35 protein-coding genes and 1 pseudogene are annotated in these 24,160 nt (G+C 59.4%); 21 read left to right on the top strand and 15 right to left on the bottom strand.

The window, feature by feature from the left end:
• Positions 1-159 precede the first annotated feature (159 nt).
• Complete coding sequence (locus NKI06_RS11095; protein WP_352985270.1) at positions 160-1,194, top strand: helix-turn-helix domain-containing protein; 1,035 nt, start codon at positions 160-162, stop codon at positions 1,192-1,194.
• A gap of 100 nt (positions 1,195-1,294) precedes the next feature.
• Here the strand turns inward: NKI06_RS11095 and NKI06_RS11090 are convergent, their stop codons facing one another.
• Positions 1,295-1,807, bottom strand: a complete 513-nt coding sequence (locus NKI06_RS11090) for an outer membrane protein assembly factor BamE (protein ID WP_023669368.1) — start codon at positions 1,805-1,807, stop codon at positions 1,295-1,297.
• Between the two features lie 115 nt (positions 1,808-1,922).
• Here NKI06_RS11090 and NKI06_RS11085 point away from each other — a divergent pair, with 115 nt between their 5' ends.
• The 7 genes from NKI06_RS11085 (at position 1,923) to NKI06_RS11055 (ending at position 6,721) form a co-directional block, all read left to right on the top strand.
• The gene (locus NKI06_RS11085; RefSeq protein ID WP_023833084.1) at positions 1,923-2,465 is read left to right on the top strand and encodes a ubiquinol-cytochrome C chaperone family protein; all 543 of its coding nucleotides are present in this window, start codon (positions 1,923-1,925) and stop codon (positions 2,463-2,465) included.
• Positions 2,466-2,480: 15 nt separating this feature from the next.
• Positions 2,481-3,029 (top strand): YceD family protein, encoded by a 549-nt coding sequence (locus NKI06_RS11080; RefSeq protein ID WP_352985268.1) that lies wholly within the window; start codon positions 2,481-2,483, stop codon positions 3,027-3,029.
• A 147-nt stretch (positions 3,030-3,176) separates the two neighbouring features.
• A complete protein-coding gene (gene plsX, locus NKI06_RS11075; protein WP_023700539.1) occupies positions 3,177-4,247 on the top strand; it encodes a phosphate acyltransferase PlsX in 1,071 nt (356 codons plus the stop codon).
• Between the two features lie 9 nt (positions 4,248-4,256).
• Positions 4,257-5,228, top strand: coding sequence for a beta-ketoacyl-ACP synthase III (locus NKI06_RS11070; RefSeq protein WP_352860693.1), 972 nt, complete (start codon positions 4,257-4,259; stop codon positions 5,226-5,228).
• Between the two features lie 104 nt (positions 5,229-5,332).
• A complete protein-coding gene (locus NKI06_RS11065) occupies positions 5,333-5,656 on the top strand; it encodes an integration host factor subunit alpha (RefSeq protein ID WP_006201891.1) in 324 nt (107 codons plus the stop codon).
• Between the two features lie 134 nt (positions 5,657-5,790).
• Positions 5,791-6,333: a MerR family transcriptional regulator gene (locus tag NKI06_RS11060; protein ID WP_023669374.1), complete on the top strand. Its 543-nt coding sequence runs from the start codon at positions 5,791-5,793 to the stop codon at positions 6,331-6,333.
• An 85-nt stretch (positions 6,334-6,418) separates the two neighbouring features.
• Positions 6,419-6,721 carry a hypothetical protein gene (locus NKI06_RS11055; protein ID WP_352860695.1) on the top strand — a complete coding sequence of 101 codons (303 nt, stop codon included), beginning with the start codon at positions 6,419-6,421 and terminating at the stop codon, positions 6,719-6,721.
• Between the two features lie 73 nt (positions 6,722-6,794).
• Here NKI06_RS11055 and NKI06_RS11050 read toward each other — a convergent pair whose 3' ends face one another.
• Positions 6,795-7,064: a hypothetical protein gene (locus NKI06_RS11050; RefSeq protein WP_023669376.1), complete on the bottom strand. Its 270-nt coding sequence runs from the start codon at positions 7,062-7,064 to the stop codon at positions 6,795-6,797.
• Between the two features lie 418 nt (positions 7,065-7,482).
• On the opposite strand from NKI06_RS11050, the gene NKI06_RS11045 reads away from it, so the two are divergent.
• Positions 7,483-7,686: a hypothetical protein gene (locus tag NKI06_RS11045; RefSeq protein ID WP_023697438.1), complete on the top strand. Its 204-nt coding sequence runs from the start codon at positions 7,483-7,485 to the stop codon at positions 7,684-7,686.
• 73 nt (positions 7,687-7,759) lie between these two features.
• Positions 7,760-8,185: a hypothetical protein gene (locus NKI06_RS11040; protein ID WP_352985266.1), complete on the top strand. Its 426-nt coding sequence runs from the start codon at positions 7,760-7,762 to the stop codon at positions 8,183-8,185.
• 41 nt (positions 8,186-8,226) lie between these two features.
• Here the strand turns inward: NKI06_RS11040 and NKI06_RS11035 are convergent, their stop codons facing one another.
• Positions 8,227-8,841 (bottom strand): hypothetical protein, encoded by a 615-nt coding sequence (locus NKI06_RS11035; RefSeq protein WP_352985264.1) that lies wholly within the window; start codon positions 8,839-8,841, stop codon positions 8,227-8,229.
• A 296-nt stretch (positions 8,842-9,137) separates the two neighbouring features.
• Between NKI06_RS11035 and NKI06_RS11030 the strand changes: the two genes are divergently transcribed.
• The gene (locus NKI06_RS11030; RefSeq protein ID WP_023682373.1) at positions 9,138-9,431 is read left to right on the top strand and encodes a helix-turn-helix domain-containing protein; all 294 of its coding nucleotides are present in this window, start codon (positions 9,138-9,140) and stop codon (positions 9,429-9,431) included.
• Positions 9,432-9,508: 77 nt separating this feature from the next.
• Here NKI06_RS11030 and NKI06_RS11025 read toward each other — a convergent pair whose 3' ends face one another.
• A complete protein-coding gene (locus NKI06_RS11025) occupies positions 9,509-9,961 on the bottom strand; it encodes a cupin domain-containing protein (protein WP_023730864.1) in 453 nt (150 codons plus the stop codon).
• Between the two features lie 244 nt (positions 9,962-10,205).
• Between NKI06_RS11025 and NKI06_RS11020 the strand changes: the two genes are divergently transcribed.
• From NKI06_RS11020 to NKI06_RS11005, 4 genes are all read left to right on the top strand, one after another.
• Entirely contained in the window at positions 10,206-10,667 is a 462-nt protein-coding gene (locus tag NKI06_RS11020; protein ID WP_352985262.1) for a YbaK/EbsC family protein, read from the top strand.
• Positions 10,668-10,933: 266 nt separating this feature from the next.
• Positions 10,934-12,313, top strand: a complete 1,380-nt coding sequence (locus NKI06_RS11015) for a tyrosine-type recombinase/integrase (RefSeq protein WP_084633896.1) — start codon at positions 10,934-10,936, stop codon at positions 12,311-12,313.
• A gap of 26 nt (positions 12,314-12,339) precedes the next feature.
• The gene (locus NKI06_RS11010; RefSeq protein ID WP_352985260.1) at positions 12,340-12,906 is read left to right on the top strand and encodes a hypothetical protein; all 567 of its coding nucleotides are present in this window, start codon (positions 12,340-12,342) and stop codon (positions 12,904-12,906) included.
• Positions 12,893-13,357: a hypothetical protein gene (locus NKI06_RS11005; RefSeq protein ID WP_352985258.1), complete on the top strand. Its 465-nt coding sequence runs from the start codon at positions 12,893-12,895 to the stop codon at positions 13,355-13,357. The genes NKI06_RS11010 and NKI06_RS11005 overlap by 14 nt, the downstream gene beginning before the upstream one ends.
• A gap of 230 nt (positions 13,358-13,587) precedes the next feature.
• Here NKI06_RS11005 and NKI06_RS11000 read toward each other — a convergent pair whose 3' ends face one another.
• From NKI06_RS11000 to NKI06_RS10985, 4 genes are all read right to left on the bottom strand, one after another.
• Positions 13,588-13,851 carry a hypothetical protein gene (locus tag NKI06_RS11000; protein ID WP_352985256.1) on the bottom strand — a complete coding sequence of 88 codons (264 nt, stop codon included), beginning with the start codon at positions 13,849-13,851 and terminating at the stop codon, positions 13,588-13,590.
• A gap of 541 nt (positions 13,852-14,392) precedes the next feature.
• A complete protein-coding gene (locus tag NKI06_RS10995; protein WP_023682364.1) occupies positions 14,393-15,361 on the bottom strand; it encodes an SDH family Clp fold serine proteinase in 969 nt (322 codons plus the stop codon).
• A 158-nt stretch (positions 15,362-15,519) separates the two neighbouring features.
• Positions 15,520-16,038, bottom strand: coding sequence for a hypothetical protein (locus NKI06_RS10990; protein ID WP_352985254.1), 519 nt, complete (start codon positions 16,036-16,038; stop codon positions 15,520-15,522).
• A 38-nt stretch (positions 16,039-16,076) separates the two neighbouring features.
• Complete coding sequence (locus NKI06_RS10985; RefSeq protein ID WP_023682361.1) at positions 16,077-16,670, bottom strand: hypothetical protein; 594 nt, start codon at positions 16,668-16,670, stop codon at positions 16,077-16,079.
• A 94-nt stretch (positions 16,671-16,764) separates the two neighbouring features.
• Between NKI06_RS10985 and NKI06_RS10980 the strand changes: the two genes are divergently transcribed.
• Positions 16,765-16,995 carry a hypothetical protein gene (locus tag NKI06_RS10980; protein ID WP_352985253.1) on the top strand — a complete coding sequence of 77 codons (231 nt, stop codon included), beginning with the start codon at positions 16,765-16,767 and terminating at the stop codon, positions 16,993-16,995.
• 1,095 nt (positions 16,996-18,090) lie between these two features.
• Here NKI06_RS10980 and NKI06_RS10975 read toward each other — a convergent pair.
• Positions 18,091-18,315: a hypothetical protein gene (locus tag NKI06_RS10975; RefSeq protein WP_023682359.1), complete on the bottom strand. Its 225-nt coding sequence runs from the start codon at positions 18,313-18,315 to the stop codon at positions 18,091-18,093.
• Positions 18,316-18,626: 311 nt separating this feature from the next.
• Between NKI06_RS10975 and NKI06_RS10970 the strand changes: the two genes are divergently transcribed.
• Entirely contained in the window at positions 18,627-18,911 is a 285-nt protein-coding gene (locus NKI06_RS10970; protein WP_023682357.1) for a hypothetical protein, read from the top strand.
• 124 nt (positions 18,912-19,035) lie between these two features.
• On the opposite strand, the gene NKI06_RS10965 is transcribed toward NKI06_RS10970, so the two are convergent.
• Together NKI06_RS10965 and NKI06_RS10960 are read right to left on the bottom strand one after the other, a co-directional pair.
• Positions 19,036-19,647 (bottom strand): class I SAM-dependent methyltransferase, encoded by a 612-nt coding sequence (locus tag NKI06_RS10965; RefSeq protein WP_352985251.1) that lies wholly within the window; start codon positions 19,645-19,647, stop codon positions 19,036-19,038.
• Positions 19,648-19,874: 227 nt separating this feature from the next.
• The gene (locus tag NKI06_RS10960) at positions 19,875-20,075 is read right to left on the bottom strand and encodes a hypothetical protein (RefSeq protein WP_023682355.1); all 201 of its coding nucleotides are present in this window, start codon (positions 20,073-20,075) and stop codon (positions 19,875-19,877) included.
• 412 nt (positions 20,076-20,487) lie between these two features.
• Here NKI06_RS10960 and NKI06_RS10955 point away from each other — a divergent pair, with 412 nt between their 5' ends.
• Positions 20,488-20,829, top strand: coding sequence for a hypothetical protein (locus NKI06_RS10955; RefSeq protein WP_352985332.1), 342 nt, complete (start codon positions 20,488-20,490; stop codon positions 20,827-20,829).
• 35 nt (positions 20,830-20,864) lie between these two features.
• Here the strand turns inward: NKI06_RS10955 and NKI06_RS10950 are convergent.
• From NKI06_RS10950 to NKI06_RS10940, 3 genes and pseudogenes are all read right to left on the bottom strand, one after another.
• Positions 20,865-21,005 (bottom strand): annotated as a pseudogene (locus tag NKI06_RS10950) (hypothetical protein); the annotation flags it as partial.
• Positions 21,006-21,401: 396 nt separating this feature from the next.
• Positions 21,402-21,605, bottom strand: coding sequence for a CsbD family protein (locus NKI06_RS10945; protein WP_023673385.1), 204 nt, complete (start codon positions 21,603-21,605; stop codon positions 21,402-21,404).
• A gap of 502 nt (positions 21,606-22,107) precedes the next feature.
• Entirely contained in the window at positions 22,108-22,371 is a 264-nt protein-coding gene (locus NKI06_RS10940; RefSeq protein ID WP_352985249.1) for a DUF6894 family protein, read from the bottom strand.
• Between the two features lie 77 nt (positions 22,372-22,448).
• Here NKI06_RS10940 and NKI06_RS10935 point away from each other — a divergent pair, with 77 nt between their 5' ends.
• The 3 genes from NKI06_RS10935 to NKI06_RS10925 all read left to right on the top strand — a co-directional run bounded on the left by NKI06_RS10935 (position 22,449) and on the right by NKI06_RS10925 (position 23,345).
• Positions 22,449-22,580 (top strand): hypothetical protein, encoded by a 132-nt coding sequence (locus tag NKI06_RS10935; protein WP_280940306.1) that lies wholly within the window; start codon positions 22,449-22,451, stop codon positions 22,578-22,580.
• The gene (locus NKI06_RS10930) at positions 22,567-22,800 is read left to right on the top strand and encodes a hypothetical protein (RefSeq protein ID WP_352985247.1); all 234 of its coding nucleotides are present in this window, start codon (positions 22,567-22,569) and stop codon (positions 22,798-22,800) included. Before NKI06_RS10935 ends, NKI06_RS10930 begins: the two co-directional genes overlap by 14 nt.
• 383 nt (positions 22,801-23,183) lie before the next feature.
• Complete coding sequence (locus NKI06_RS10925) at positions 23,184-23,345, top strand: hypothetical protein (protein ID WP_352985246.1); 162 nt, start codon at positions 23,184-23,186, stop codon at positions 23,343-23,345.
• Positions 23,346-23,645: 300 nt separating this feature from the next.
• On the opposite strand, the gene NKI06_RS10920 is transcribed toward NKI06_RS10925, so the two are convergent.
• Positions 23,646-23,987: a hypothetical protein gene (locus tag NKI06_RS10920; protein ID WP_352985244.1), complete on the bottom strand. Its 342-nt coding sequence runs from the start codon at positions 23,985-23,987 to the stop codon at positions 23,646-23,648.
• Between the last annotated feature and the right edge of the window lie 173 nt (positions 23,988-24,160).

The raw sequence follows: 24,160 nt of genomic DNA, 5'->3' as shown, positions 1-24,160 counted from the left end.
GCTCATCCATAGCTTCGTAAATAGTCTTTTGTCCAAGTGCGCAAATCATTGTAGCCATCCAGTGCCCCCCGATTGCCGCCGTCGGATGAGAGGCCGTTCATGGAACGAGCCTCGACTACGAACGACAGTGAAATGAAGACAATCGCTTGGGAGTACCCCATGACTATTCGACCCCCCGAGTTTGCGTATGCGCGCTCTTCGACCGCCATGTGGCCGCGAGCGGAATGGCGAAACGTCTATTGCGACCTGTTGCGCCGGATGGTGACCGACATGGATTTTAACGTCACGGAGGAAAAGCTCTCCGTCGACGCGACCATCCTGCGGCTGCCGGGCGTCGGCATTGCCGATTCGAGGACCACCGCCTTCCGCACCATCCGTTCCAGCGCCATGGCCAAGGGGACCGATGACTACATTTTCTTCATGTGTCTGGAGGGCGCTGCCACCTTCTCGCATCTCGGCCGCGAGGCCAGCATCGAGGCCGGCCAGGCAATCCTTCTGTCCTCCTCTGATCCGCATGTGATCGAGCGGGCGATGTCGCATCATCTCTTCATCACCATCCCCAAGGCAGCGCTCGGGCCCATGGCTGCGAATGCGGATGCCGCCCTGATGACGCCGATGTCATGCGTGGGCGAAAAGTTCTTGCTGCTGACCAGCTATGTCCGTCTGCTGATGCAGGAGCCGAACCTGGCCGCGTCCGAATTGCGCTGGCTTGCCGCCAAGCACATACAGGACCTTGTCGCGGTCGTGGTAACGCAGGACGCCACCGAGGTCGCCGCAGGCCGCGGCATACGCGCCGCGCGGCTGCGCGCCATCAAAGCCGATATCGAAAGCAATCTGGCTTCCGGCGATGTCGGGTCCGACGCGCTGGCCGGGCGCCACCGCGTCAGCGCGCGCTATATCAGAAAGCTGTTCGAGGGTGAGGGTACCTCGCTGTCGCAGTTCGTGCTTGGCCGGCGGCTGGCGCTGGTTTGCAGCAAGCTATCCGACCTGCGCCTGGCACACCGCACCATCGGCGCCATCGCCTTCGACGCCGGCTTCGGCGATCTCTCGACCTTCAACCACGCCTTCCGCCGGCATTTCGGCATGACGCCTTCGGAAGCGCGGCAGAGTGCGGCTGTGCACCGCGCCTCGCTGGAGCCCGGCGGCCGAACAGGCCACGCGCGGCAAAGCGCGACGGGTGTTGCGGCCGCATGACCTCAAAACAAAAGCCCGCAGGATCGCTCCCACGGGCTTTTGGTCGCCTGAGATGGTGTCGCTTCGGGGGAAGCAAAAATCTAAGGAAGGTGGTCGCTTCTTAGGCGCCGCCGCCAGGAATGGGGGGCGCCAGCTTGCTGGCGCCTTTGATGATCTGGCTGAGGAAGTTCTGGTCCTTGCCGCCGGTCGGCGTGGTGCGCGAGATGAAGTCGAAAATCTTACCGTCCTTCAGACCGTAATTGGCAATCTGGGTGACGCGCCCGTCCTCGCCAAAATAGACCGCGAGCACTTTCTGGTCGACCAGGCGCGGCTTGTCGAAAGCGACATAGCGCTTGCGCGTCTGCGAAATGTAATAGAACGCCTCATTGTCGAAGGTGGCTTTCGTCGATGGCGTGCCGAGCGCCAGAAGCACCTGTTCGCGGCTGGAGCCCACCGGCACCGAATCGACCGCCTGCTGGTCGATAACATAGCCCTGCGTCAGCGTCTCGCTAGGGTTAAGGTCGCCGAACATCTTGGACGAATTGCAGCCCGACAGCGCGGAAGCCACCAGCACCAGCGAAACCGCGGCGGTGGCCCCAGGCAGAAAAGTCGACTTGAATTTCAGCGCGCGCAACAACAACTCCATTAGCTGGCCGCAACTTGCGCTGGGCGGCAAAACCGGTAAACCAGCTTGCTTGCCGATGCAACAAGGCCCATTCAAACAATCGGTCCCCAGGAGACCACCCTCAATGTTCCAGCGCCTTTTTGGCCGCGAACGCAACGCCAACCGCGCTATCACCGAGGCGCTTTACGCACAAATCGTGGCGGCGGCGCGGCAGACCGTGTTTTATTCCCACTGGAATGTGCCGGATACGCCGCTCGGCCGTTTCGAGATGCTGTCGCTGCATATGTTCCTGTTTCAGCACCGGCTCCGCGGCGAAGAGGGCGTCGCGCATGAGGTCGCGCAGGTGCTGATCGACGAGTTCTTTCTCGATGTCGAGCATTCGCTGCGGGAACTGGGCGTTGGCGATGTCGGCGTGCCCAAGCGCATGAAGAGGCTGGCCAAAATGTTCTACGGCCGTACCGCCGCCTATGACGACGCGCTGGAACGCAGCGACCGCGACGCGCTTGCTGCCGCCCTGGCGCGCAATGTCAGGCCCGATGCCGGCGCCTGGCCGCAAGCCTTGCCGCTGGCGTCCTATGTAATCGATGCCGCAAGGCAGCTTGAAGCACAGCCGTCCGAATTGATCGTTTCCGGTGCCGTGGCGTTTCCCGTCGCGAAAGCGGAGTGAGGAGGGGAGACCAAGATGAAACATGTGGACACGCCTAGCCCGGTCTCATTCGCGGCCAATGTCGGCCGCCTGCCGCACAAAGGTTTGCAGGTGGTGATCGACGCCGACGCCGCGCAGCGCGCAATGCTTGCGCGCGAGCACGAGCTGCTTTCGGTCGAAAACTACCGTGCTGAGCTTTTGGTGGCGCCGTGGAAGCGCAATGGCGTCAAGGTCAGCGGCCGCGTCGAGGCTGATATCACCCAGGCCTGCATCGTCACCCTTGAGCCGGTCGCGGCCCATATCGACGAGGAGGTCGAGGCGCTGTTCCTGCCGGAGCAATCCAAGCTCGGACGGCAAGGGTTCGAAGGCGGCGGCGAGATCCTGCTCGACGCCGACGGGCCAGACGGCCCGGAAACATTCTCCGGCGACACGATCGACGTCGGTGCGCTCGCCGAACAGTTCTTCGGGCTGGCGATCGATCCCTATCCGCGCAAGACAGGCGCCTCTCTCGATGCCGCCGGCCCGGACGAGCCCGTCGAGAATGAATTCCAGCAAAAGCTGCGATCCTTGCTTGGAAAATCCTAAAACCCGAAGCGATCGGAGAAAAGCCGGTTGTGCGGCAGCCCAAAACCGCTATTTTCGCCGAACCTTCGCGAGCCCCCGAATTTCGCGAGTTTCGTATTTCTTTCGCGGGCCATGTGCCTTGGCCCAAGCTAGTGAGATAAAGACCGCGTGATCAGGATTTCCATCGATGCCATGGGTGGCGATCACGGGCCAAACGTGGTCATCCCGGCACTCATGACGGTCGCCGTCAGGCGTCCCGACATCCGCTTCGTCATATATGGGCGCGAGGAATTGGTGCGCCCCGAACTCGCCAAATTCCCCAAACTGGCCGAGGTCAGCGAGTTCCACCATTGCGAAGTTGCGGTCAGGATGGACGACAAGCCGAGCCAGGCGCTGCGCCACGGCCGCTGGAAGTCGTCGATGTGGAAGGCTGTCGAAGCAGTCAAGAGTGGCAGCGCGCAGGCCTGCATTTCGGCCGGCAATACCGGCGCGCTGATGGCGATGTCGAAATTCTGCCTGCGCACTATGGCGACCATCGATCGTCCGGCGATCGCGGCGATCTGGCCCACGATGCGCGGCGAGAGCGTGGTGCTGGATGTCGGCGCCACCATCGGCGCCGATGCGCACCAGCTGATTGACTTTGCCATTCTCGGCACCGGCATGGCGCGCTCGGTGTTCGGCATCGACCGGCCGAAAGTCGGCCTGCTCAATGTCGGCGTCGAGGAGATCAAGGGACAGGAAGAAGTCAAGGAAGCCGGGCGCATGCTGCGCGAGGCCAACATGGCCTCGATGAATTATCATGGCTTCGTCGAGGGTGACGACATCGGCAAGGGCACGGTCGACGTGGTCGTCACCGAGGGCTTTGCCGGCAACATCGCGCTCAAGACGGCAGAAGGCACTGTGCGCCAGATCTCAGGCTATCTGCGCGCCGCGATGAACCGCACGCTGATGGCCAGGATCGGCTATGTCTTCGCCAAGGGCGCTTTTGACCGCCTGCGCGAAAAGCTCGATCCGGGCCGCTCCAATGGCGGTGTTTTCCTGGGTCTGAACGGCATCGTGGTAAAGAGCCATGGCGGCGCCGATTCGGACGGTTTCGCGGCGGCCATCGAGCTGGGCTATGACATGGTGCGCAACAATCTGATCGACCGCATCGAGGCCGATCTCGACCTGTTCCATGCGCGCAACCCGCATGCCCAGGCAAGCAGGAAATCCGACGCCACCGTCGACGAAAAGGAATAGGAAAGAGCTTTGATCAGATCAGTCGTGCGCGGCACCGGTGCTGCGCTGCCCCTCCGCATCATGAAGAATGCCGATTTCGAAGGCATGGTCGAAACCTCGGACGAGTGGATCGCCCAGCGCACCGGCATCCGCCAGCGTCATATCTCCGCCGATGACGAGACGACGGCGTCGCTGGGCGAGGCGGCGGCGCGCGCAGCGCTCGACAATGCTGGTCTTACGCCTGCCGACATCGACCTGATCGTGCTGGCGACCTCGACGCCCAACAACACCTTTCCGGCGACCGCCGTCGAGATCCAGAACCGGCTCGGCATGCATCACGGCTTTGCCTTCGACCTGCAGGCGGTGTGCTCGGGCTTCGTCTATGCGGTGACCACCGCCGACCTCTACATCAGAGGCGGCCTCGCCAAGCGCGTGCTGGTGATCGGCGCGGAGACCTTTTCGCGCATCCTCGACTGGAGCGACCGCTCGACCTGCGTCTTATTCGGCGACGGCGCCGGCGCGCTGGTGCTGGAAGCGGATGAGGGCACCGGCGGCATTGCCGACCGTGGCGTGCTGGCGATGAGCCTGCGCTCCGACGGCGCCCACAAGGACAAGCTTTTCGTCGATGGCGGTCCCTCGACCACCGGCACGGTCGGCCATCTCAGGATGGAAGGCCGCGAAGTGTTCAAGCACGCCGTCGGCATGATCACCGATGTCATCGAGGCGACGTTTTCGCAGGCCGGCATAACCGCCGACGACCTCGACTGGTTCGTGCCGCATCAGGCCAATAAACGCATTATTGACGCTTCGGCCAAGAAGCTCGGGATTGCTGAGCAAAAGGTGGTGGTCACCGTCGATTTGCACGGTAACACCTCGGCTGCTTCCGTGCCGCTGGCGCTTTCGGTGGCCGTCGCCGACGGTCGCATCAAGAAGGGTGATCTCGTGCTCCTGGAAGCGATGGGCGGCGGCTTCACCTGGGGCGCGGTTCTCGTTCGCTGGTAAGTGCCGAACGGTCCGGTTTCGGTCCTTGACCTTGCCGGATCAATTACTTAGGCTCTGCCTTTACCTGTATCGATTTATGTTTTTTGAACTGATGGGACGGTCGCATGGGGGGAAAGACACTTACGCGCGCCGACCTTGCCGAAGCTGTTTACCGTAAGGTCGGCTTGTCACGCACTGAATCGGCAGAACTCGTCGAGGCGGTGCTGGACGAAATCTGCGAAGCCATCGTACGCGGCGAGACGGTGAAGCTGTCGTCCTTCGCCACCTTCCACGTCCGTTCCAAGAACGAACGCATCGGCCGCAATCCCAAGACCGGCGAGGAAGTGCCGATCCTGCCGCGCCGGGTGATGACCTTCAAGTCGTCGAACGTGCTGAAAAGCCGTATCCTGCGCTCGCACCAGAACAGCAAGGCCAAGGGCGGCAAATAGGTTCTGCCGCAGGCTTCGGTTGAAAACGCCGGGCCGTTTTGACGCCGGGCTTGAATATTGTTTCATAAACCGCTGAAATGATACCCGATTCGGCAGACTGGGCCGGATCGCCGTCCAGCGTGAGGATTTCGCCCATGGACAAGAGCCCCGACGCTTTCCGCACCATCAGCGAGGTCGCGGAGGATCTCGATCTGCCGCAGCACGTGCTGCGCTTCTGGGAAACCCGTTTCAACCAGATCAAGCCGATGAAGCGCGGCGGCGGCCGCCGCTACTACCGGCCACAGGATGTCGAACTGATCAAGGGCATCCGCCACATGCTCTACGACCAGGGTTACACGATCAAGGGCGTGCAGAAACTGCTGCGCGAGAACGGCAACCATTTCCTGGTCGCCATCGGCAATGGCGACATGGCTGCCGTCGAAGCGATCTCGCAGCGCAGGCAGGCCGATCAGGTGCCGCTGACGCCAGCCGCCCAGCCGCGCGGCATGGATGACGAGATGCTGGTCGGTCAGCCCAAGGTAAAACCCAGCCGCCGCTTTTTCGGCCTGGGCAAGACCGAGGAGGAAGGTCCGGTCCAGCCCGGCGCATCGAAACTGTCGCGCGACAACCGGGCCTTGCTGCAGGAGGCGCTGTTTGACCTCCTGGAGTGCAAGCGCCTGCTCGACCAGGTGCGCTAACCTTTCCGCTGCCCTCGGGCAAGCAGACCGGAACCGGTTCCGAGGCCATGCGTTTGGCCTTCTCTCAAAAGAAGGAAAAACAATCATGGTATCGCTTTCGACCCTCTCCGATCTCGATCTCGAAAAGCAGGTCGCGACCCTTTCCAAAGAGCTCGCCGCGTTGCGCAAAGTCGTGGCCAAACGCGGCGGTGCTTACTACGAGGACGGGCGCGATGCCGCTTCGGACTATTATGGGCAGCTTGCCGACCTTGTCAGCGATGCGCTGCCGGCGATCAGGAAGCAGGGCAGGGCGATCGAAAGGACGGCGCGCGATCGTCCGGCAACAGCCGCTGCTGTTGGGTTGGTCGTGGTCGGCCTTCTCGCCAGCCTGTTGCTCAGCCGGCGCTAAAACAATTCACGAAAACAAAAAGAAAATGGCGGCCGTCCCGCGGACGACCGCCATTTCCCTGATCTGCGGCCGATTACTTGGCGAGCTTGATCTTGGCCTGCGGCGAAACCTGCGCGGTCTGGCTGCATTTGCCATAGACAGTGCCATTCTTGTCCGTGGCGTCGGTATAGGTGCCTTTGCACTCGATCGAGAGCACCAGGCAATGCCCAGAGCCCTTGCAAACCGCGCCGCCGTCGCCCGTGGGATGCGTGCCGTTGGCGAAGGCCGAGGTCGGAACGGAAGCCGAACCGAAGGCCGAGACGATGAGGGCCGCGGCGAGCGTGATGCGCTTGAAGTTGGTCATTTGAGCATTTCCTTCTCTGGATCGAGGATCGCCACCATGGCGTCCTTCTGTGTTGGGATCGCCTTCTCGGCGTCCATGCCGGGTTAGTGCGGCCTCCAAAGCAAAGGTTCATGCGCGGTTCGAATTTTCTTCGCGTTTTTTCGCGACGTTGATTTTTAGCCTTCGCCAACGGACGGCGCCTGGCGGGGCCGGGCGGGCATCGATCATGCATTTCGCGTGAAGGGCGCTGACGTAGCAGCGCGGCATCCCATGCGAAGGTCGCACCGTGGCGTGCCCAAATGGCCAGCCAAGACCGAGTCCGCGCCTGGCTCTTGTCAGGTGGCGGCAGCAGTCATTGCCGCCACTTGGCACCGCGCTTTCTGCCACTCCCGGCTGCGACTATAACGCCAGTCCAAAGGTACCGGCGGAGGATACGGAAGTGGTCGCAAACTACATCGACGAGTTCATTATGTTCTGCGCTGGGCTGTGGATGACAGGCGTTGGTTTTGGGCTGCTCCAAAGTCCTTTTCAGGCCCAGCAAGGTCAGCAGCCATGGTGGCTGCAGGTCGCGAAGCATTTCAAATGGATGGGACCGCTTTTGATTTTGATCGCAATAGTGCTCGCGTTCGCGGCGCCGTCCTAGCGGGTTCCGGCAGCATTGAGAGACCCCGTAGTGTCCTGCAGCTGGCAACCTGTGGTTGCTCGCGTTCTGGCGCATGGGCGCCATCGAATCCTGCCTTCGCCTGGCAGAAACCAACGGGAAGGCGGCCTTGGCGAGGACTCCAGGGCCAGCCTTCCCGTTGGGCAAGTCGGCCCTTTCAGGCCTTCTTGGCCTCCACCTTGTGGTGATGGTGGTGGTGGTGGTGGTGGTGATGGCGGTGATGCTTGTTGTGATGATGATGATGATGGTGGTGATGCTTCTTGTGCAGCGGTGCTGCGTCGGCGCTGCTGGCGCCGATGAGGGGCAGAGAGACAGCCAGGGCAAAAGCCAGCCCGAGAGCCGACAGGAGGGACTTCTTCATGACTTCGTTTCCTTTTCTGCGCGGGCTGAATTTGACCGTCACCGAGCAAGATCGGTGCCGGTGAACCCCGCAGTCATGACTATCGCCTCCGAACTTTTCGACAGTTTTTCCGGACTGTAGAATTTTGTTTCTGGATTGTGTCTGGCGGCTTCGTCGGCAACCTACATCGGCGGAACGACGCCGTTGCTGCCGACCACGACCCGGCCCGCGGTCAGCTTGCCGTCGCTGCCGCGCTCGGCGTTGACGAACACCACAGCGCCAGGCTTGAGGTCGGCGGGCGTCGCCGGCGCGAAGGTCACCACCGGCGTCGTCTGCGGGATCGCGATCTGCTTTTTCTGGCCATTGTCGTAGGTCAGCGTCACCGTGCGGCCTGCAATCTCGGTGACATCGGCGACCGTGCCGTTGGTCATCCGGCTATTGGGCTCGAGATCCCACGGGCGGTCGCCTTCGCCGGCGCCCTTCAGCGCGGCCGGGAAGATCACCACCTCGAGCGCGCCGCTGCCGCCATCGGCCTTCGAAACAGAGGCAATGCCAAGGAAATCACCTTGCTTTATATCCCCGGCATCCGCCTTGGCGACGCCGGAAATCTTCCACCCTTCAGCCAGCGCGATGGCGTCGGTAGCGCCTTCGCGGGTCTTCACAGTCAGCGTCGCTCCGGCAAAGGCGGTCACCGTGCCGCGAATGCGCACGGCCTCGGCGGCTTGCGCCGCGACCATGCTCGCGCCAGCGAGGCCTGAAATCGTGGCGAGCACGATGGCTGATGTCTTGAATGTCATGGATATGATCCTCTTGGGAAAAGCTGGCCCGATGCGGCTGCCAGCAACATCAGGCTAACGCGCGAGCGGCGCAAAACCGCTGAACACTTCGGCGTGCGGCCCTTCAAAAGAACTTGATTGGGAGATCGGGGCGGAGATCCTATATGCGCCCTGGCGCCTGCGGTTTTGACGCCGGTTCACGATGCTGTGACGGTCGGTTTGGGCCTTGGCAAATCGCCGTCAAGCGGGCATTGTCCCGGCTCTCAGGCAACACCCTATCATTTAATCCAAAACTCTTTAGCCCCATGGAGTTGCCAATGCCCCAAACTGCAAAACACGAACCCTTCTCCAGGCTGGCGGCCGATGTTGCGGCCGATGTAGCGCTTGAGCACCCCGGCCTCAAAGCCATCCGGGAGACAAAGGGATACAGTATTGAAGAGCTTTCCCTGACCTGCGGTCTGTCGACCAGCGAGATTGCCGACATAGAGAGCGGCAAGGACACCGATCCGACGAAACTTCGCCGGATCGCCGCAGCGTTGCAATTGCCGGAAACGGCCCTGATCGATGCCCCGGCGCCCACGGCGCCTGTGGAAAATCGGTCCGTTTCATAAACAACGGCCAAGCGTCGTTCAACAAGCCCGCCATGGTTTGCCCTGGCGGGCTTGTTGCATTCGCCCAACGGCGAATGTCACTTCTTGCTCGGATCGTCCGCCGGGTTTACGTAGGTGATCGCGAACGGCCCCTCGCCATGAACCTGGACGATCGTAGCGCTTGTCGTCCAGGCGTAATGGTTCATTCCCTGTGGGGCTACGCCGAAGCCGCCGGCGGTCAGTTCGATGCCCTTGGTCTCGTCGAGCTTGTCGCCCATGCCGATATGAAAATTGCCGGAAATCACCGTCACATATTCCGAGGTGGGATGGTTGTGCGCGGCAATCCTGTAGCCGGCCGGCAGCTTCAACCGCAGCACGTAGATGCCATCCTTCGAGGGGTCCCCGGCGATGACAGCCATGTCCGCGCCGGCGGGCAAGACAGCAGGAGCAGGGCCCCATTTGATGGCGTCCGCGTTTATCGGCATGTCGTCGGCAAGCAGCGGCGCCGTCCCGATAAGCAGCAGCGCCAGAGCCGAGGCGAGCTTGAGCATGATGATCTCTCCGGTTGGTCGTGGGAGCACAGCATCAGCGCCGGCCCTGATCCATTGCGACCTACCAAGGCAGCAGCCCGAACACATCTCCCGCACGGGGGATGCGCCTTGCGTTGCTGACATGCGGCGCGACCCGCCTGGCCTGGTATCGCTGCAGCCGTCGAGGGGCGGGGAGGTTGCCGCCGACCGAGCGTGAAGCTATCCAGTGTGAACGCTAACCGTTTTCGAATGGGACAATGCCGAGATGAGCCTTGAATCCGTGCGCGCCTTCCTGGCTGCCCATGCGCCCGATGTCGAAGTGCTCGTCACCGAAGCGAGTTCCGCGACGGTGGCGCTGGCGGCTGAGGCGCATGGCGTGGAGCCGGCGCAGATCGCCAAGACCATCTGCCTGCGCGTCAGCGGTGAGACCATGCTGATCGTGGCCGGCGGCATGTCGAGGCTCGACAACCGCAAATTCAAGGACCGTTTCGGCGGCAAGCCGCGCATGCTTGACGCCGACGAGGTTGTCGCGATCACCAGCCATCCCGTCGGCGGCGTCTGCCCATTCGGCCTGCCGGCGCCGCTGCCGGTCTATTGCGACGTCTCGCTGCGCGCCTTCGATGAAGTCGTGCCCGCGGCCGGCGCCACCAACGCCGCTGTAAGGCTCAGCCCGCAGCGCATGGCACAGATTGTCGGCGCCGAATGGGTCGACGTCTGCCAAGGATGAATGTTGGTGATTTGAGAAGCAGGACCTTTGGGGCAAGTCCTGTCTAAAAATGGTCGGAGTGGCCGGATTCGAACCGACGACCCCTTGACCCCCAGAAAAAGGCCAGGGCGTAACGACGCTTAACAAGTCATAACATCCTTCGGGCCGCAAAGCCTTGCATTCCATGCGCTTGTGAGGCATTGATAGGTCCCGTTAATAACGCGGGGTAACACGGCCTAACACACCATTTCTGTTACCCCCTGTTACCCCATAGGAGCCTTTGACCAATGAGCGCTGTCACAGATCAGGGTAACGCCGGTCTCCGGAATCCATCAAAAGTGCTTACGGCAAAGACCGTCGAGGCGGCAAAGCCTGAGGCCAAGAACCGACGCGAGATTCCTGACGGAGCCCTGCCGGGTCTCTATCTGGTTGTCCAGCCTACGGGGGTGAAGTCCTGGGCGCTGCGGTACCGGTTCGACGGCAAGCCAAAGAAACTTACCATTGGCCCGGTCCTGCTCAAGAGGGAAGGGGATGAGATCGAGGGCACCTTGCCTCTTGGTCAGTCGATGACACTCCAGGAGGCGCGCCGGGCCGCCCGCGACGCGATCCAGACCCTTGGCGAAGGGCGCGATCCCGGCACAGCCAAGAAAGAGGCCAAGGCGCATCGGGCGGCCGACACCGGTGAGGACAAAGACTCAGTCGAGAAACAAGGTCAGCGATTCATTGCCCGCTACTGCAAACCCCGGAACCGATCCTGGAAAGAGGTGGAACGCCAGTTCAAAATCGAGATCAACCCGCATTGGGGCAAAAAGGGTGTTCATGACATCACCAAGCGTGATGTGCTGGATCTTCTTGACGCGGTCATCGACAGAGGGTCGCCGGTTACCGCCAACAGGATTTTTGCGACACTGCGGCGGTTCTTCGGCTGGCTGATCGAACGGGACATCTTAAAGGCTTCGCCCTGTGCCGGCATGAAGAAACCGACGCCGGAAACATCACGGGAACGAATCCTGACAAGTGATGAGATCAAGCTCTTCTGGCAGGCGACGGAAGGATTCGATCATCCCTTCGGCCCGATGTGGCGGCTGCTTTTGCTGACAGGCCAGCGGCGCAATGAAATAGCCGGCATGAAGCGGGGTGAACTCGCCCTTGATGACGACGCGCCGGCCTGGACGATTCCGGGCGCCAGGACAAAGAACGGCAATGAACATTTCGTTCCGTTGGCGCCGGGGGCGGCCACCCTGATCAAATCGCTGCCCAGGATAGGAGACAAGGGCTTTGTCTTCACCACTACTGGCGAAACTGCTGTGTCGGGTTTTAGTCGTTCCAAGGGTCGCCTGGATTTGGCGATGCTGGCCATCCTTCGCGACACGGCGGCGAAGGCCGGCGATGATCCGGCAAGGATCAGTCTCACGCCATGGACGCTTCACGATCTGCGCCGGACGATGGCATCAGGTATGGCGGCCCTCAACATCAGTCTGCCTGTGGTCGAAAAGGTTCTTAACCATAGCTCTGGCAGTTTCGCCGGCATCGTCGGGGTCTATCAGCGTTTCGATTTTGCCAAGGAGAAGCGGGCCGCCCTTTTGGCCTGGGCAGACTTCATTGATGCGTTGGTCACAGAAAGGCCGGCGGCCAATGTGGTGAAGCTGCGGGAGGTTGTAGCGTGACTCCCGCCTTGAACGAAGCTCTAGCCATGGCTGCGGAGGCATGCCGGGATTTAGTTGACGCCGACAGCGGCACAGAGCTTGCTCATGCCCTCGACACCGTCGCGGTGATGCTTGACCACCTGGGGAAGGGACGGACATCTCCGTTGTTCGAGGACTTGAAGACGCGCGTCTTTCGCAGTGGCGGCGATGGCAACAAGAAAGAACTGGATGAGATCACTGAGGCCGTAGCTGCCTACCTACTCCTTTGCGGCAACAACCAGACAACGGCCGCCAAACAGGCGTCAAGCCGATGCAAGCATTCTGCATTCTCCACGGTCAAGAAGTGGTTGAAAGGCGCGGAAGACGCGGAGACCCTGAAGTCTCTCACGCGTTGGCCAGATATCGAGCGCCGAATCGCATCGGCGGAGAGGCGGGTCACCTACATGGAATTCTTTGTTCCGGCTACCAAGGTCAGGAATTGGGATGAGCGCGTTCTTGATATGCTTGTGAGCCAAGCAAATGAGATCCGGGCCGAGACGGCCTCGGCGGATGGAATCCTATCGACGGAAAAGCGTCGCGTTGAAGTGAAAGGTCGCAGCAATGGATTGGTCTGATCTCCTGTATTTCTCGCCCGTCATCCTTGGCGGCGTCGGTATGATCCTCTCGAAGCTGCCCGATCTCCTGGACCTGATTGAAGGCACACCGGGCCAAGCCGATTTTGAGAGGTTCGTTTCGGACGCCAACCGGCGCGGCCTGGACTACAGCCAGACCATGCGCGAGCTCGATATCCGGACCATCTTCGCCCGGCTCCGGCGCGAGGCGTCCGGCGCCGTCGCCGTCGATGTTCAGAACTGGGCAATGATCCTGGATGCCGCCGTTCAGAAATGCCTCGCCGACAACCCGCAACATGATCGCGAGCTAAAGGCCATGATGCAGGGCCTATCCTACGGGCATATCTTGTACCCAGCGGAGGCCGCCATGGTCGATGATCTCTATAGCGGATTCCGGCGCCGCCGTGGCGGTTTCAGCATTGATCAGCGGGCCGGTCTACTCCTCGCGAGGTAGTACTGAACGCGTTCGCAAGCCTTAAATCTGCGTACTTCCCTTCTCCCAGCGGTCGATCATGGCCTTTGCTCGACTGAGACAAACTTGTTCGCCTTCCTCGCGTATGGCCTGCGCAAATTGCGGTTCGCAGAACCTGCTCCCGGGCCGAGAGATGGCTGCGCTCCAATCAGAATTTCGTGTGGTCTGTATCTTCCATCCTTGATGTCTGTAAAATGCCATGGGCCGCCTCTTTAGGAAAAATCCTCAGGATCTGGTTCGTCAAACGTATTGACGCTTATGTGGACGGATAGATCGGTTCGGTTCAATCCTTCAACTTTGGCCAAAATTTCGGCCGGCGTAGAGGGGTCGAATATAATAATGAAGCTGTACGTCAGCTCATCATCGCTGGCGTTCTCCTGAATCCTCCAGATGGCTTCATCGAGCTCATCTCGTGTCAGCCCGAGTTCCGCCGCTATCAGATCATCCCGTTTTTCGTCATCGTCACCGAAATCCATAGGGCATCTCCTGATGTGAGTCCGGGCGAGCTTACTCCATATCCGGCCCATCGCCGCTTACAAAGAGAGTCTTCGGCGGTCCATAGTCACCTAGACCCGGATCGGCGTCTCGGCCCCAGGCTAAGACGCCAGCAAGCTATGTCGGCGCCGCCTTTATCACTTGAATCGGGATATGCGGGAGCGGCTTTGGAAGCGCGTCCCGGACCATGCAGCGGCGGCACCGAAGGGCATGAAGCGGCCGGCGACCCAACTGGGTTAAGCCGGAGCTCGTTGCCACGGTGGAGCATCTGCGGTGAGGAAGACTTACGCCATGCCTCATTGCAGGATTTCAGGGGGAGTGACCCGACCTATTTGTCGCTGTGCGGTTGCGGTTCGCCAGGGACTGTGAACGGCGGTTGGGGAACATTCCAGTTCGGCTGCGATGCCGACGACTGATACTCCCAGTGACGGTCGTCGGCAGCCACGCCGCTGACATTGTTGGAGCGGTTGCTCGGTGCCGCGGCATTTATGCGAAATATGTTGCTACCATCCGATGTGTGGGTCACGGCAGTTTCCTCCATCCTTCGAACGTTTTGGTCATCACGGGCCCAGCAGGTCCGAGCGCAGGACCGACCTGACCTTCTGTCACATAACCGAAGCAGCCGGTTTCGGTGGCTTCGATGAGGCCTCTTACAAGGGTATAGGGCGCTTGGGTCGCGCCCGCCAGTAGCCCATGAGGACTAAATGGTTCAAGAGTTTTGAGCTCGGTATGATAAGATTTCGTTACATTGGACAGAATTTTGTATAACGCGTCGCTTGGCTTGTCGACCGAAAGTCCAATTTCTGCTGCCATCCTGCGGTTGATAGTATAGTCATGACTCCCGGAGTCTGAACATAGCAACTCAATTATTTCGTTCTGCTTCTTTTCGTCTTTGACCTGACCCTTGATGAGAGTTTTTGCCATAGATCGGATCTGACCACCGAGGCGAAATAGCTGGCCGAGCACTAGTGGGTGTATCTGCGTCGAAAGATGATTCCACACCGATGCGAGCGCCACGGGGTCGGTAACGTCTTTTTTTAATTCGCTCATATATCCGCGAATGGCTTCGGCGGCGACAGGGACGGCCGACCCTGCGGGCGTCATGGGATTGAGAGGATGGTTATCCAAGCTAGGGTCGATTGGGCCTAGAGCGGCCTGCTTGGTCATAACGATCTTGTCGGCTCCAAGAGCCATAAGTGTTCCGGCGCTCATGGCTTTTGCCGGCACGATGATTTCGATCTCGTCTCCGAAGGATCGGAGCAAATGTATTAGCCGCCATGCGGCGGCGGTATGGCCGCCATTGGTGTCGAGTATTAGCGACAACTTCTTGGTAGGGCCAATCGCGTCGAGCAATGTGACGAATGGCTCAATCGCATCGCCGGCAATGATGGTCTGGAGCGACAGACGTTCGCCGTTGACGAACGCTATTACTTTCGAGCCGCGCGCCTTTTCGATTTCTCGATAATAAGCTTGCCGCGCCGCATAGTTCATTATTTGCCCCTACCCCTAGGTTGGTTGCTCTCCTTGTTCGCTTAAAAAGTCAAGGCCATTTTGTGTTTTTGACGACTTCTTGCAAGGATGTTCGCAACAGGTGGGACCTTCGGCCTAGTTCTCAGGCCTTCCTGTGTGGAACCCAATCGTTGGAACCGTCAGGGATTCGTAAGGGCATGAAATACTGACATTGCGCCCGCAACGAAACACCCAAACGACGTCAGACCAAACGCCGCAGAAAGGAATAGGGTCGCGGTGACAGGATCGGTCCTCTCGTCACCTTTGGGCCAATAGTCGCTTCGGTAAAGGATGGCGGGATCACCCCATTTGAAATACTGGCGTTCTGCGAACTGAAAGTTCAGCCATGCCAAGAAGGCGGCGATGAGGATGAAACCGATCCCGAAAAGATTCCATCCTGCCCCAGCTACCAGGGCTGGCATTGCCGTGTCGGCTAACTTGCGGCTGCCGTTCCAAAGGCCGCTGATCGCATAAAGAGAGCCGCCGTGAACGGCCAATAAGCTGGCAATCAACCATCGGCCATAGTCAACGTGATTGCGCTGGCTGGCGGCGCGAAGCTCTGCCGTTTGCTTGAATACTTCGCGAGCATGCTGTTCATAGCGCGCACGATCTGCTTCGGGCCAATCGCTTACAAAAGGCTTGTTTACGTCATTGCTCACGACCAATCCCCAGTCAACGATTGTGTTGCCTATGCAACCTAGGAAAGTGCTTGCCGCAGTTTCGTCCATCGGGAGTTATCTGTAAGCTCATTTTTTGGATGCGACATCAACCCCGACTTGCCCCAGTTCAAGGCTGCGGTTCTGGCTGCAGCACATTGTTCTTTTCGAGAAGATAGCCTTACGAGGTCTGGAAACTGTAGATCAGCCTCAGATCTAAAAAAATCGCCTGTCTTCGACGGATAGATCGCAGCATACCACGCAACAAAAAGACCTACGATATAAGGGCTTCGGCCGGACGCCACCATGTAGTCTATGCAGGCGACCATAAGAACGGCGTCGCACTCCTCTACGGGCAGATCTGGCGCCAACGCGGAAGGATCTCTGTCAGCATGCTTCATGAAATTACGTGGTTCGTTGAACATGTCGCGAAAGTCTTTTGCGGCCCTCCCAAAAGCGTTGGCGAACTGATCAATCATGCGCATCTTATTTGAGACTTTGAGAAGTGCGTCCGAAACCTCCCAGGCGTTTGTTGCTAGAGTGTAGACCGCCAAAGGCTCATTGAGATACCAATGGATATGGATCGCGGCAAGCAACTGCCTGCGGGCAACATCCAGCTTCGATATAGTTGCCATTTATTTGGTGCCCCGCGCCCGCATGCCTACTCCACAATCATAGCTTCATGACGCCAATCCGAGTCAGACTCGGTCAAAAAAAGGAGCTTTTCCGATGATATTCGCCGATATGCGGGATGCCCACGACAGAAGGGTCGAAAAGATAATAGCCAAAATGGATGATCCCGGAGATCAGCACGCTACTGTTCTTGCTGATGAACTGAGGACGGTTCCGTTGGTTGCGAACTTCAATCTCGTAGGGATCAGACGGCGCTTAAACAACATCGAGGTCGGCGTCTGGGCGATTGTCGGCCTGCTAGCTCTATACACATTTCGTCACTGGTAAAGCCACAGCTCCGGATCAGCGCGGCGTCGCCGAGCCTGTCGGCGAGCCTTGCCGATGCGACCTCAATCAACAGAGATCGGGAAACCGCGCCGCGTCCTTAAGGCAAGTAGCCCTCGCAGATTGGCAGAAAGGCGCTGCCGGATCGTATCCTGAATGTTTGCAGAGTAGGATCGTCCGTTCCAGCACGATGTGATCAAACTCATCCTTTTTAGCCTGCTTTTCAGATACCGAACTACGGTAGGCACCTGAGGCCGATGTCCAGACGAACTCGCCGACGAAAATCGCAGCCGCGAGGCCAACTAATGCCAAAACGAGATTTTTTATACTACTCCCCATGACCTTGATCGGGGAGTTCAGAACATCTCACGCAGGAGATGCGCCGCAGCCTTTAGGCTTTCGCCCTGGACATGCGCCGCGGCCTCCCCGACCAGGTCGGAGAGAGCGGGTGACGGCTGCTCTTGCGCCGCTGCGTGAAGGGTTCTGACGCCCCTGAGCTATTGCTCTAGGCTGTTATAAGGATCGATGAGGCTTGTGCCAATGGGGCCGCAAACCGTTTGCGAGCGTGCGCGCCGCGATGGGTTCACAACCTTTTCGCTGCGGGCGGCGAAATAGATACGGAGCCGGGCAACCCAGCGCCTAGAGCGGTGCTCAGCGCCACCAACCCTCCGCCGCTCGTTAACATTTTGCTGGCTCGCTCCAGCTACTCCAGACCGATTTCCCGCCGGCTGCTGGCGGGCTTTTTTGCGTCAGTCGGGAACTTCCTCGCTCCGAGGCTGTTCGGTCGCACCCGGCTCGTTCTGCAGCGGTCCCTGCCGGTGACCAAGATGGCCCCTCACTCATCACGGTCGGCCCGCGCTCGGAAGCAAGCGCGGGCCATCCCTGCACACAAGCCCGGGCCTCCCCCGATGTCAGTTTCATCGTTCTCTGTCATTGCTGTGTTGTCGGTGCGCTACCGCTTCTTTGAATGCGCGTGCTGCTGCATCGCAAGCGACACGTGAGGAGCCGTTCACGGACAAGATGATTTCGGCTGCCTTCACTGTCAAACCGTGTTTTTCGGCGAACTCTGCGGCTGTGTACGCGAGCTTTGCTTTTTCGCTACTCCGCATATCTGGCTCGATATACCGCTTCCGCCTCGTGTAAGCTTTGGCGGGTCCATTGCAGGGTGTGGTGCATGCTCGCCAAAAGGCTAATGGCGTCGGTCGTTGGACTGCCTTCGTGATTCAGCAAACCAACGAGTATATCTTGCTTGGAAACGATGCTCTGGTTGTGAGCGAGTTGGCCCATCAAATAAATGAGCCGGATCTCTGCCGGTGTCGGCATGGGCCTTCTCCCTGGTCGGGCGAAAGCCTGATGATCGCTCCCAAGCGCCTCGTGCCTGTGTTTGTTTTTGGTTTTTCGAGGCGACCGCAACAGTGTGCGCTCGTTAGCGGGCCATGGCAACCGGCTAGGCAATTGCAGCGTCGATGGTGGGCGCGGGCCGCCTTGACCGACTCGCGGGCCAATGCCTCCTGGTTGACGACGACGATCGGTATGAATTTCTCGAATTTTCGGTCTGGCTGGAAACCATTTCTACCCGCAAGCGTTGAATTAGCACAGCTGCATTCAAGCAGTTTGTCCTAGGAGGAATTTCGATGTATTCGAAAGTGATCATTCTCGGCGCGACATTTGCTCTTATGACGGGAACGGCCTTTGCCGGTAGCTCCACCGGCACGTCAGCCCTCGACGATCCTGCGAAAATGTCTCCTTTCTTCACCGACGCCGGCATGAAGACCATGAAGTCTGAGGCCGAAGCGAAAGCCGCCTGGTCGGCTATGTCTCAGGAGGACAAGGACGCGGTGATGAAGGACTGCGCTGACGCAGACATTGCGAAGGCCCATGAAAGTTTCTGCAAAGCTGCGATGATGATGGGAAAATAGGCCCGTGAGCCCGCTGGCTCCCCGGCCGGCGGCTTTTTTTGTGCGGCCCAGGAACATCCTCGCTCTCCGGCAATACGAGCCCGCTGGCCTTGGTCGGCGGGTTTTTTGCATCTGGCGCCGAAACTTATCTTCGTTTGCCTGTCACAAGGAGCCAAGCGGTTTCCGTGCTCGGTCTCCGCACTTCAGGGTCGCTGAACCCTGCGTCTCGCAAGGCAGCAATCACCTCATCCGGCCCGCGAGGTGTGAAAATATCGGCCGGCATGTTCATCCGGTCCATATGCGCCTTCGGGAGGAAGCCCAGCACGACGCGACCGCCTGGTTTGAGGACGCGAGCGAGCTCTGCGGATCCAGCTCTAAGGCTTTGCCAGAAGTACACTGTGTGGACGCTGAGAGCCTTGTCGAATGTGCTATCTGGCAAGGGCAAGTCCTCGACTAGCCCGACTCGGAACTCGGCTCGTCCGGCGCGCACTGCATCGGCGAACCGGCGGGAGGCAGCGTTCACGACATCCTGCGAGCGATCAACACCGCAAACGAATGCTGCCCCACGGAGAAGTTGCGGCAGTAAAACTGCGCCGCCGAAACCGACCTCCACGGCGCGATCTTCCGGGACCAGTTGCAATTCATTGAGAGCGTAGCCGTTGAGCCGGGCATTGCCCCGGTTCATGCCGGCCCGGACCAGCCAGCCGCCGATTCCGGTCGGCCAAGACAGTTGTTTAGTTATGAACCTTGGCGCCATCCGATCCAACCCTTGTTGGCATAAGGCGCTCCTCGGGTGGACAACTCGCCCGCATCGGATCAGCCGCCTCTATTGAACCTCATTATCCGATGAGAACGCTGAGATTATCAAGTCGTGCTTGGATTGGCGCCAAATTCTCCCGATGACGCCCATCGGTTCCGCCTGTCGAAGCTGAAGACAGCAACGGTCGGGCCCCGTCTTCCTGGCGTGACGCGGGCCGCCGTCGCTCAGCCTTTGCGCGAGCCGGTGATGATAGACGCGAATTTGTTGCTGCTGCGGGGCAGACCTACCAGTTGGCGGAGCTCTTCGCATAGCTCTCTCGCGTCTTGGCGCGAACACTCGCAGCGATAGCGCAGGATTGTAGCCTTTTCAGTCAAGTCCTGCTGAATGTCGTTCAATTCGGCCAGCTTCCGTTCGATAGAACTCATCTAGGTATCATGCGCCTAGAAGTGGCCGCGCGCAAACGCTGGTTCGATAGCGATGCCCAGTTAGGTTGTGCTGCGCTCTTAGGCGTCGAATTCCAGCGGCTGGTGCCCCGGTAGCTCCTGCCACATCACTTGGCGAACTCGGGACGGTCTCCCTGTTGCGCGCAGTGTGGCGCGCATAGAAATGCTCTTCCCAGTCAGGTCATGTGTCTTGCCGGAAATGGGCGGTCCGAGGTCGGCCATTCTGGTCATGCTCGACCGAACCCGCCGCAGCGGCAAAAGTTTCCGGAAAGGCGTGCCTGTTGTCCGATCGCCCGCTCGCATTTTTGTACCATCTATTCCCGACTTCCATTAGCATCCTCTCATGGCAACTCTGCGGTACGGCGTAAGGCGGGAAGCGGATGGGACGTGGACGGTGTTCGACGTGTTCACCGGGCTGCCGGCTATTTTAGCGGGCCACCCATCTGTCGACCTTCCCGACATGGAGTATGCCGAAGAGCTGGCGGCCATCCTGAATGCCAACGACCTGAAGCAGAGGCTATCTCATCTGCGTACTGCCCATTCAGGATGGTTCAACCGTTTCCATCCAACAATGGCTGGCTTTTCCGCTTATCCTTTTTTCTCCCGGCGGCGCCACTGTCTATTATCGGCGGCGAGGCCGCTATCACCTTCTGAGCGGGCTAGCAGCGATGGAGTGCCTTCGACGGTAAAGACAATTCCGGCGTCTTCAAACGCTTTCCGGATGGCCGCGATGTAGTGGGGACGCGATTTGCTGAATCCGTTCTCAAGATCGCTGATGGCCATTTCGCTAAGATTGGCCTTTGCTGCAAGTCGCACACGCGACCAGTTCAGTAGGGCTCGTGCTGCTCTGGATTGATCTGCTGAGAGTGCTGCTCTGGATTGATCTGCTGAGAGTACGGTTCGGCTGTTCATAGACAGTCGAACATTCAAAATCGCTAAAATGTTCCACTTGACCTTCTGCAATTTCTAACGGCGTGATGCCGGCTTCTCGGATAACGCGGAGGGGTTTTCTAGTAACCTTACGGAACGCTGATCGTCACGCCGCAATGTCTTCTTTTTCGGCTTCGTCCGCTCAACCAGATCTGGCCTTTTCGCTATCAGGTAGTCAGCCCTGTTCGTTCGATAGTCTTCTTTGTGGATGGACATTGCTAAGATCTCCGATTGTGGAGATCAACGCGGCTGGAAGCCGACACGTTCCCAAAAATCGCTTGTTCAAGGCCGAGCCGAACGGCACGACGGATGCCAAAAAGGCGACAAGGGCGCGGTTCGTCACGCGCCCTTTATTTGACTAGGTCCAACTGTCGTATCCTACGAGTCTTGTCGGCCATACCAGTCGTCGACGTCTCGCCGCACGCGATCCTTCTCAATGCCGTAGCGCTCCTGGATCGTACCTTCGAGCTGATCGCGGTTGCCGGCTATGCGGTCGAGATCATCATCAGTGAGCTTGCCCCACTGCTCCTTGACCTTGCCTTTGAATTGCTTCCAATTCCCTTCGACGCGGTTCCAGTCCATGATGGCGATCTCCTTTCGTTGTCCTTTCGAATAACGGTCGTAGTGGCCGTCAGGTTCCGCTGCAGGTAAGCGCGCTTGCTCGTGATCTAGCAATGGAACCTAATGCCCATCGCCAGCTTGAGTGCGCCGGCCTTTTCAGTTTTGGAACACAGCGGGCCTTTCGCCGTTGGGTGCAATGGAACAGCTTCGCAGCCAGATGCAGGTATTCGCCGATCCGGGCCTGTGGGTCGCCTTGGCGGCACTGCTGATCCCTTATGGGATCGGTGTCGCACTGCTTCTGCGGGTAGCCGGTTGACGGACCTGCCAGCTCTCGCGTCAAGATGAGCGGATTCCAATAGAAGGCGCGTTAACCTGGCGGCTGGGGTCTTCGCGTTCGGCCATCTGTTCCAAGAGCTTCCGTGACGCAGCTAGGACGCGACGTGTCTCGTCGGTATGAACGTAGGTAGTTGAGTTCGCCGACCGCCCGGCGTTGGTTCCGGCGAGCGCTTCGAGGTGTGAATCGTCAGGCTTCCAACGGTCTGTCATCGGAATGTCCAGCCCGCGTCACCTCACACGTGACTTTCACCTCAAACAGCGAAATGCTGGTGCCGTCATGGACTTGGAAGGCGACTTGGCGGAATGTGCCGCCCGGCATCTGGTCTTTCACGATCTCAAACAACGCCCTTGCCGCCTCATCTTCAGCGGCGGCCAAGTTTGCAAGCTCGGTGCCTTCAATATCCGGGTAGGGGATTCCGTTTTCGGTTAGATCGAAGAAGAAGCGGGCCATGGAGCCCTAACAGCGAAGCTTGGAAAAAGTTTCCTCGATCCCGAATCCGGGTGACGGCCACGGCGCACGAGGGCATTATGAAGCGGCCGGCGACGCAATGGGTCAAGCCGGGGCTGATCGGCCGCGTGAAGCACCTGCGCGGCGAGGATGACCTGCGCCACGCCTCACTGCAGGACTTTCGAGAGGATGACACAAATGGCGGTGCCTAAGAACGATCAGGAGCGCGCCAACTACGCTTGGATGTACGGCGCCCAAGCGCGTAAGGACAGCAAGGAGCGTGAGGTGCCAGCTTACTGGCAGGAACATGCCGAAGCCTGGCTGCAGGGCTTTGACGGTGTGCCAATGGCCGGTTTTGCCAAGACCAAGACCATCAACGACGAGATGGAAGCCGAGGTCGACGAAGCCGCCGTCGAGCGACTCGCCGAATAGCCATTTTTGCCGTATGCCCGTATGGTCGTTTTTGATTGAAGAAAGGGTTTCGGCGGGCCTATAAAGATGGCGTTTACCATTGCCTTTTTGGGAGGATGTGATGGTTACAACGCCCATAGATATCGCTCGCGCAGCCGCTGCGACTACGACGGCCACCTTGCTGAAGTGGCAGAAGTCCATGGAGGAACGCGCCACGTTTCGCCAGAATATGGATCAATCGCGCAGGGCGATCCAAGCCTCACGCGAACTGCTGAGGCGCCTTCGTCAACGTCAGCGTGACGACAATAGCGACGCGGACGCCCTAAAGGACTAGCCGACAAGGCAGATGGTGAGACGGAGGGAACCTTGTTGCCGCACACCGGTTCTGGTTGCGGAGCAGGCTTATGGAAAAACAGCGTCAAGGAATTGAGGTGGAAGCACTCGCCGCAGGATTGGCGAAAGAAACAGGTGTTTCGGTAGAGCAATCACGTCAGCTTATCGAACTGATGGGCACCGACTGGAATTCCCTACTTCGTGAGGCACGGCTTCTTAAGGACGGGCATTAGCGTTCAGCGCAACCTGCACGTCTGCAGCAGTTCCGCCTCGTCGGCAATCCCATTCTGAAAAAGGAGGATGACTCCCCAAGCCAGGGCTTCCCTTTGTTCCCTGTCGTCTCGGGCGATCCCGCGCTCGCCGCACAGTTTGTCGAGCACCCTCTGGAGCAAGTCCAGATCCTCGGGTTCGAATACCCCACGGTAACGTTCCAACGGCATCGCCGGCCCCTCAACGCGGCTCAATGCCTTACCATTTCACACAAGGATTTTGATGCGAAGGCAATTCATGGTGATTGGGCCGACGTGCGGCCACTAATGTCGCGACGGCGATGGCCGATGAATGTGCTTGAACAGGAAAAGGCCGATCTCCTGCATTGCCGTCATATCCGGGTAAGCCGCCAAAACGGAGCCTTCACCACCGACGCTGCCGAGCATCGGGATCAACACGAAGCTGTCATCCCGAAACTTGCTTATGGTGGTGATCGTGAAATCGTAGTCGGGATAGGCCTCATCAAGCAGGGCGCTGATCTCGGCGAGGAATTCCGGCGTCTCGAAATGTGCGCCGATCGGCGGCACCACAATCATGTCTTTGCATACTTGCATCTCGCGCCCTCCCAAGCCGTCGCATCGTGAGCGCCGCGCGGCCAAGGTCAAATCACGTCTTCTCCCTGCCGATGAGCCGGCGTCAGCAAAGTTATCCACAGGTCGACAAGATCGTTCGAATTGTCGCGGTTCGGTTAAGACCTCGATCATGAGGCGTGGCGCATCGTGTTGTCGGGTCTACATTTTGCCCTCCTGACCCAACCCCATAGCTCCAGCCCGTGGCC

The sequence above is a fragment of the Mesorhizobium sp. M0772 genome (assembly GCF_040320135.1).
Taxonomy (GTDB): domain Bacteria; phylum Pseudomonadota; class Alphaproteobacteria; order Rhizobiales; family Rhizobiaceae; genus Mesorhizobium.
The sequence above is the reverse complement of the archived record's forward strand: the minus strand, read 5'-3'. Positions and strand labels throughout refer to the sequence as shown.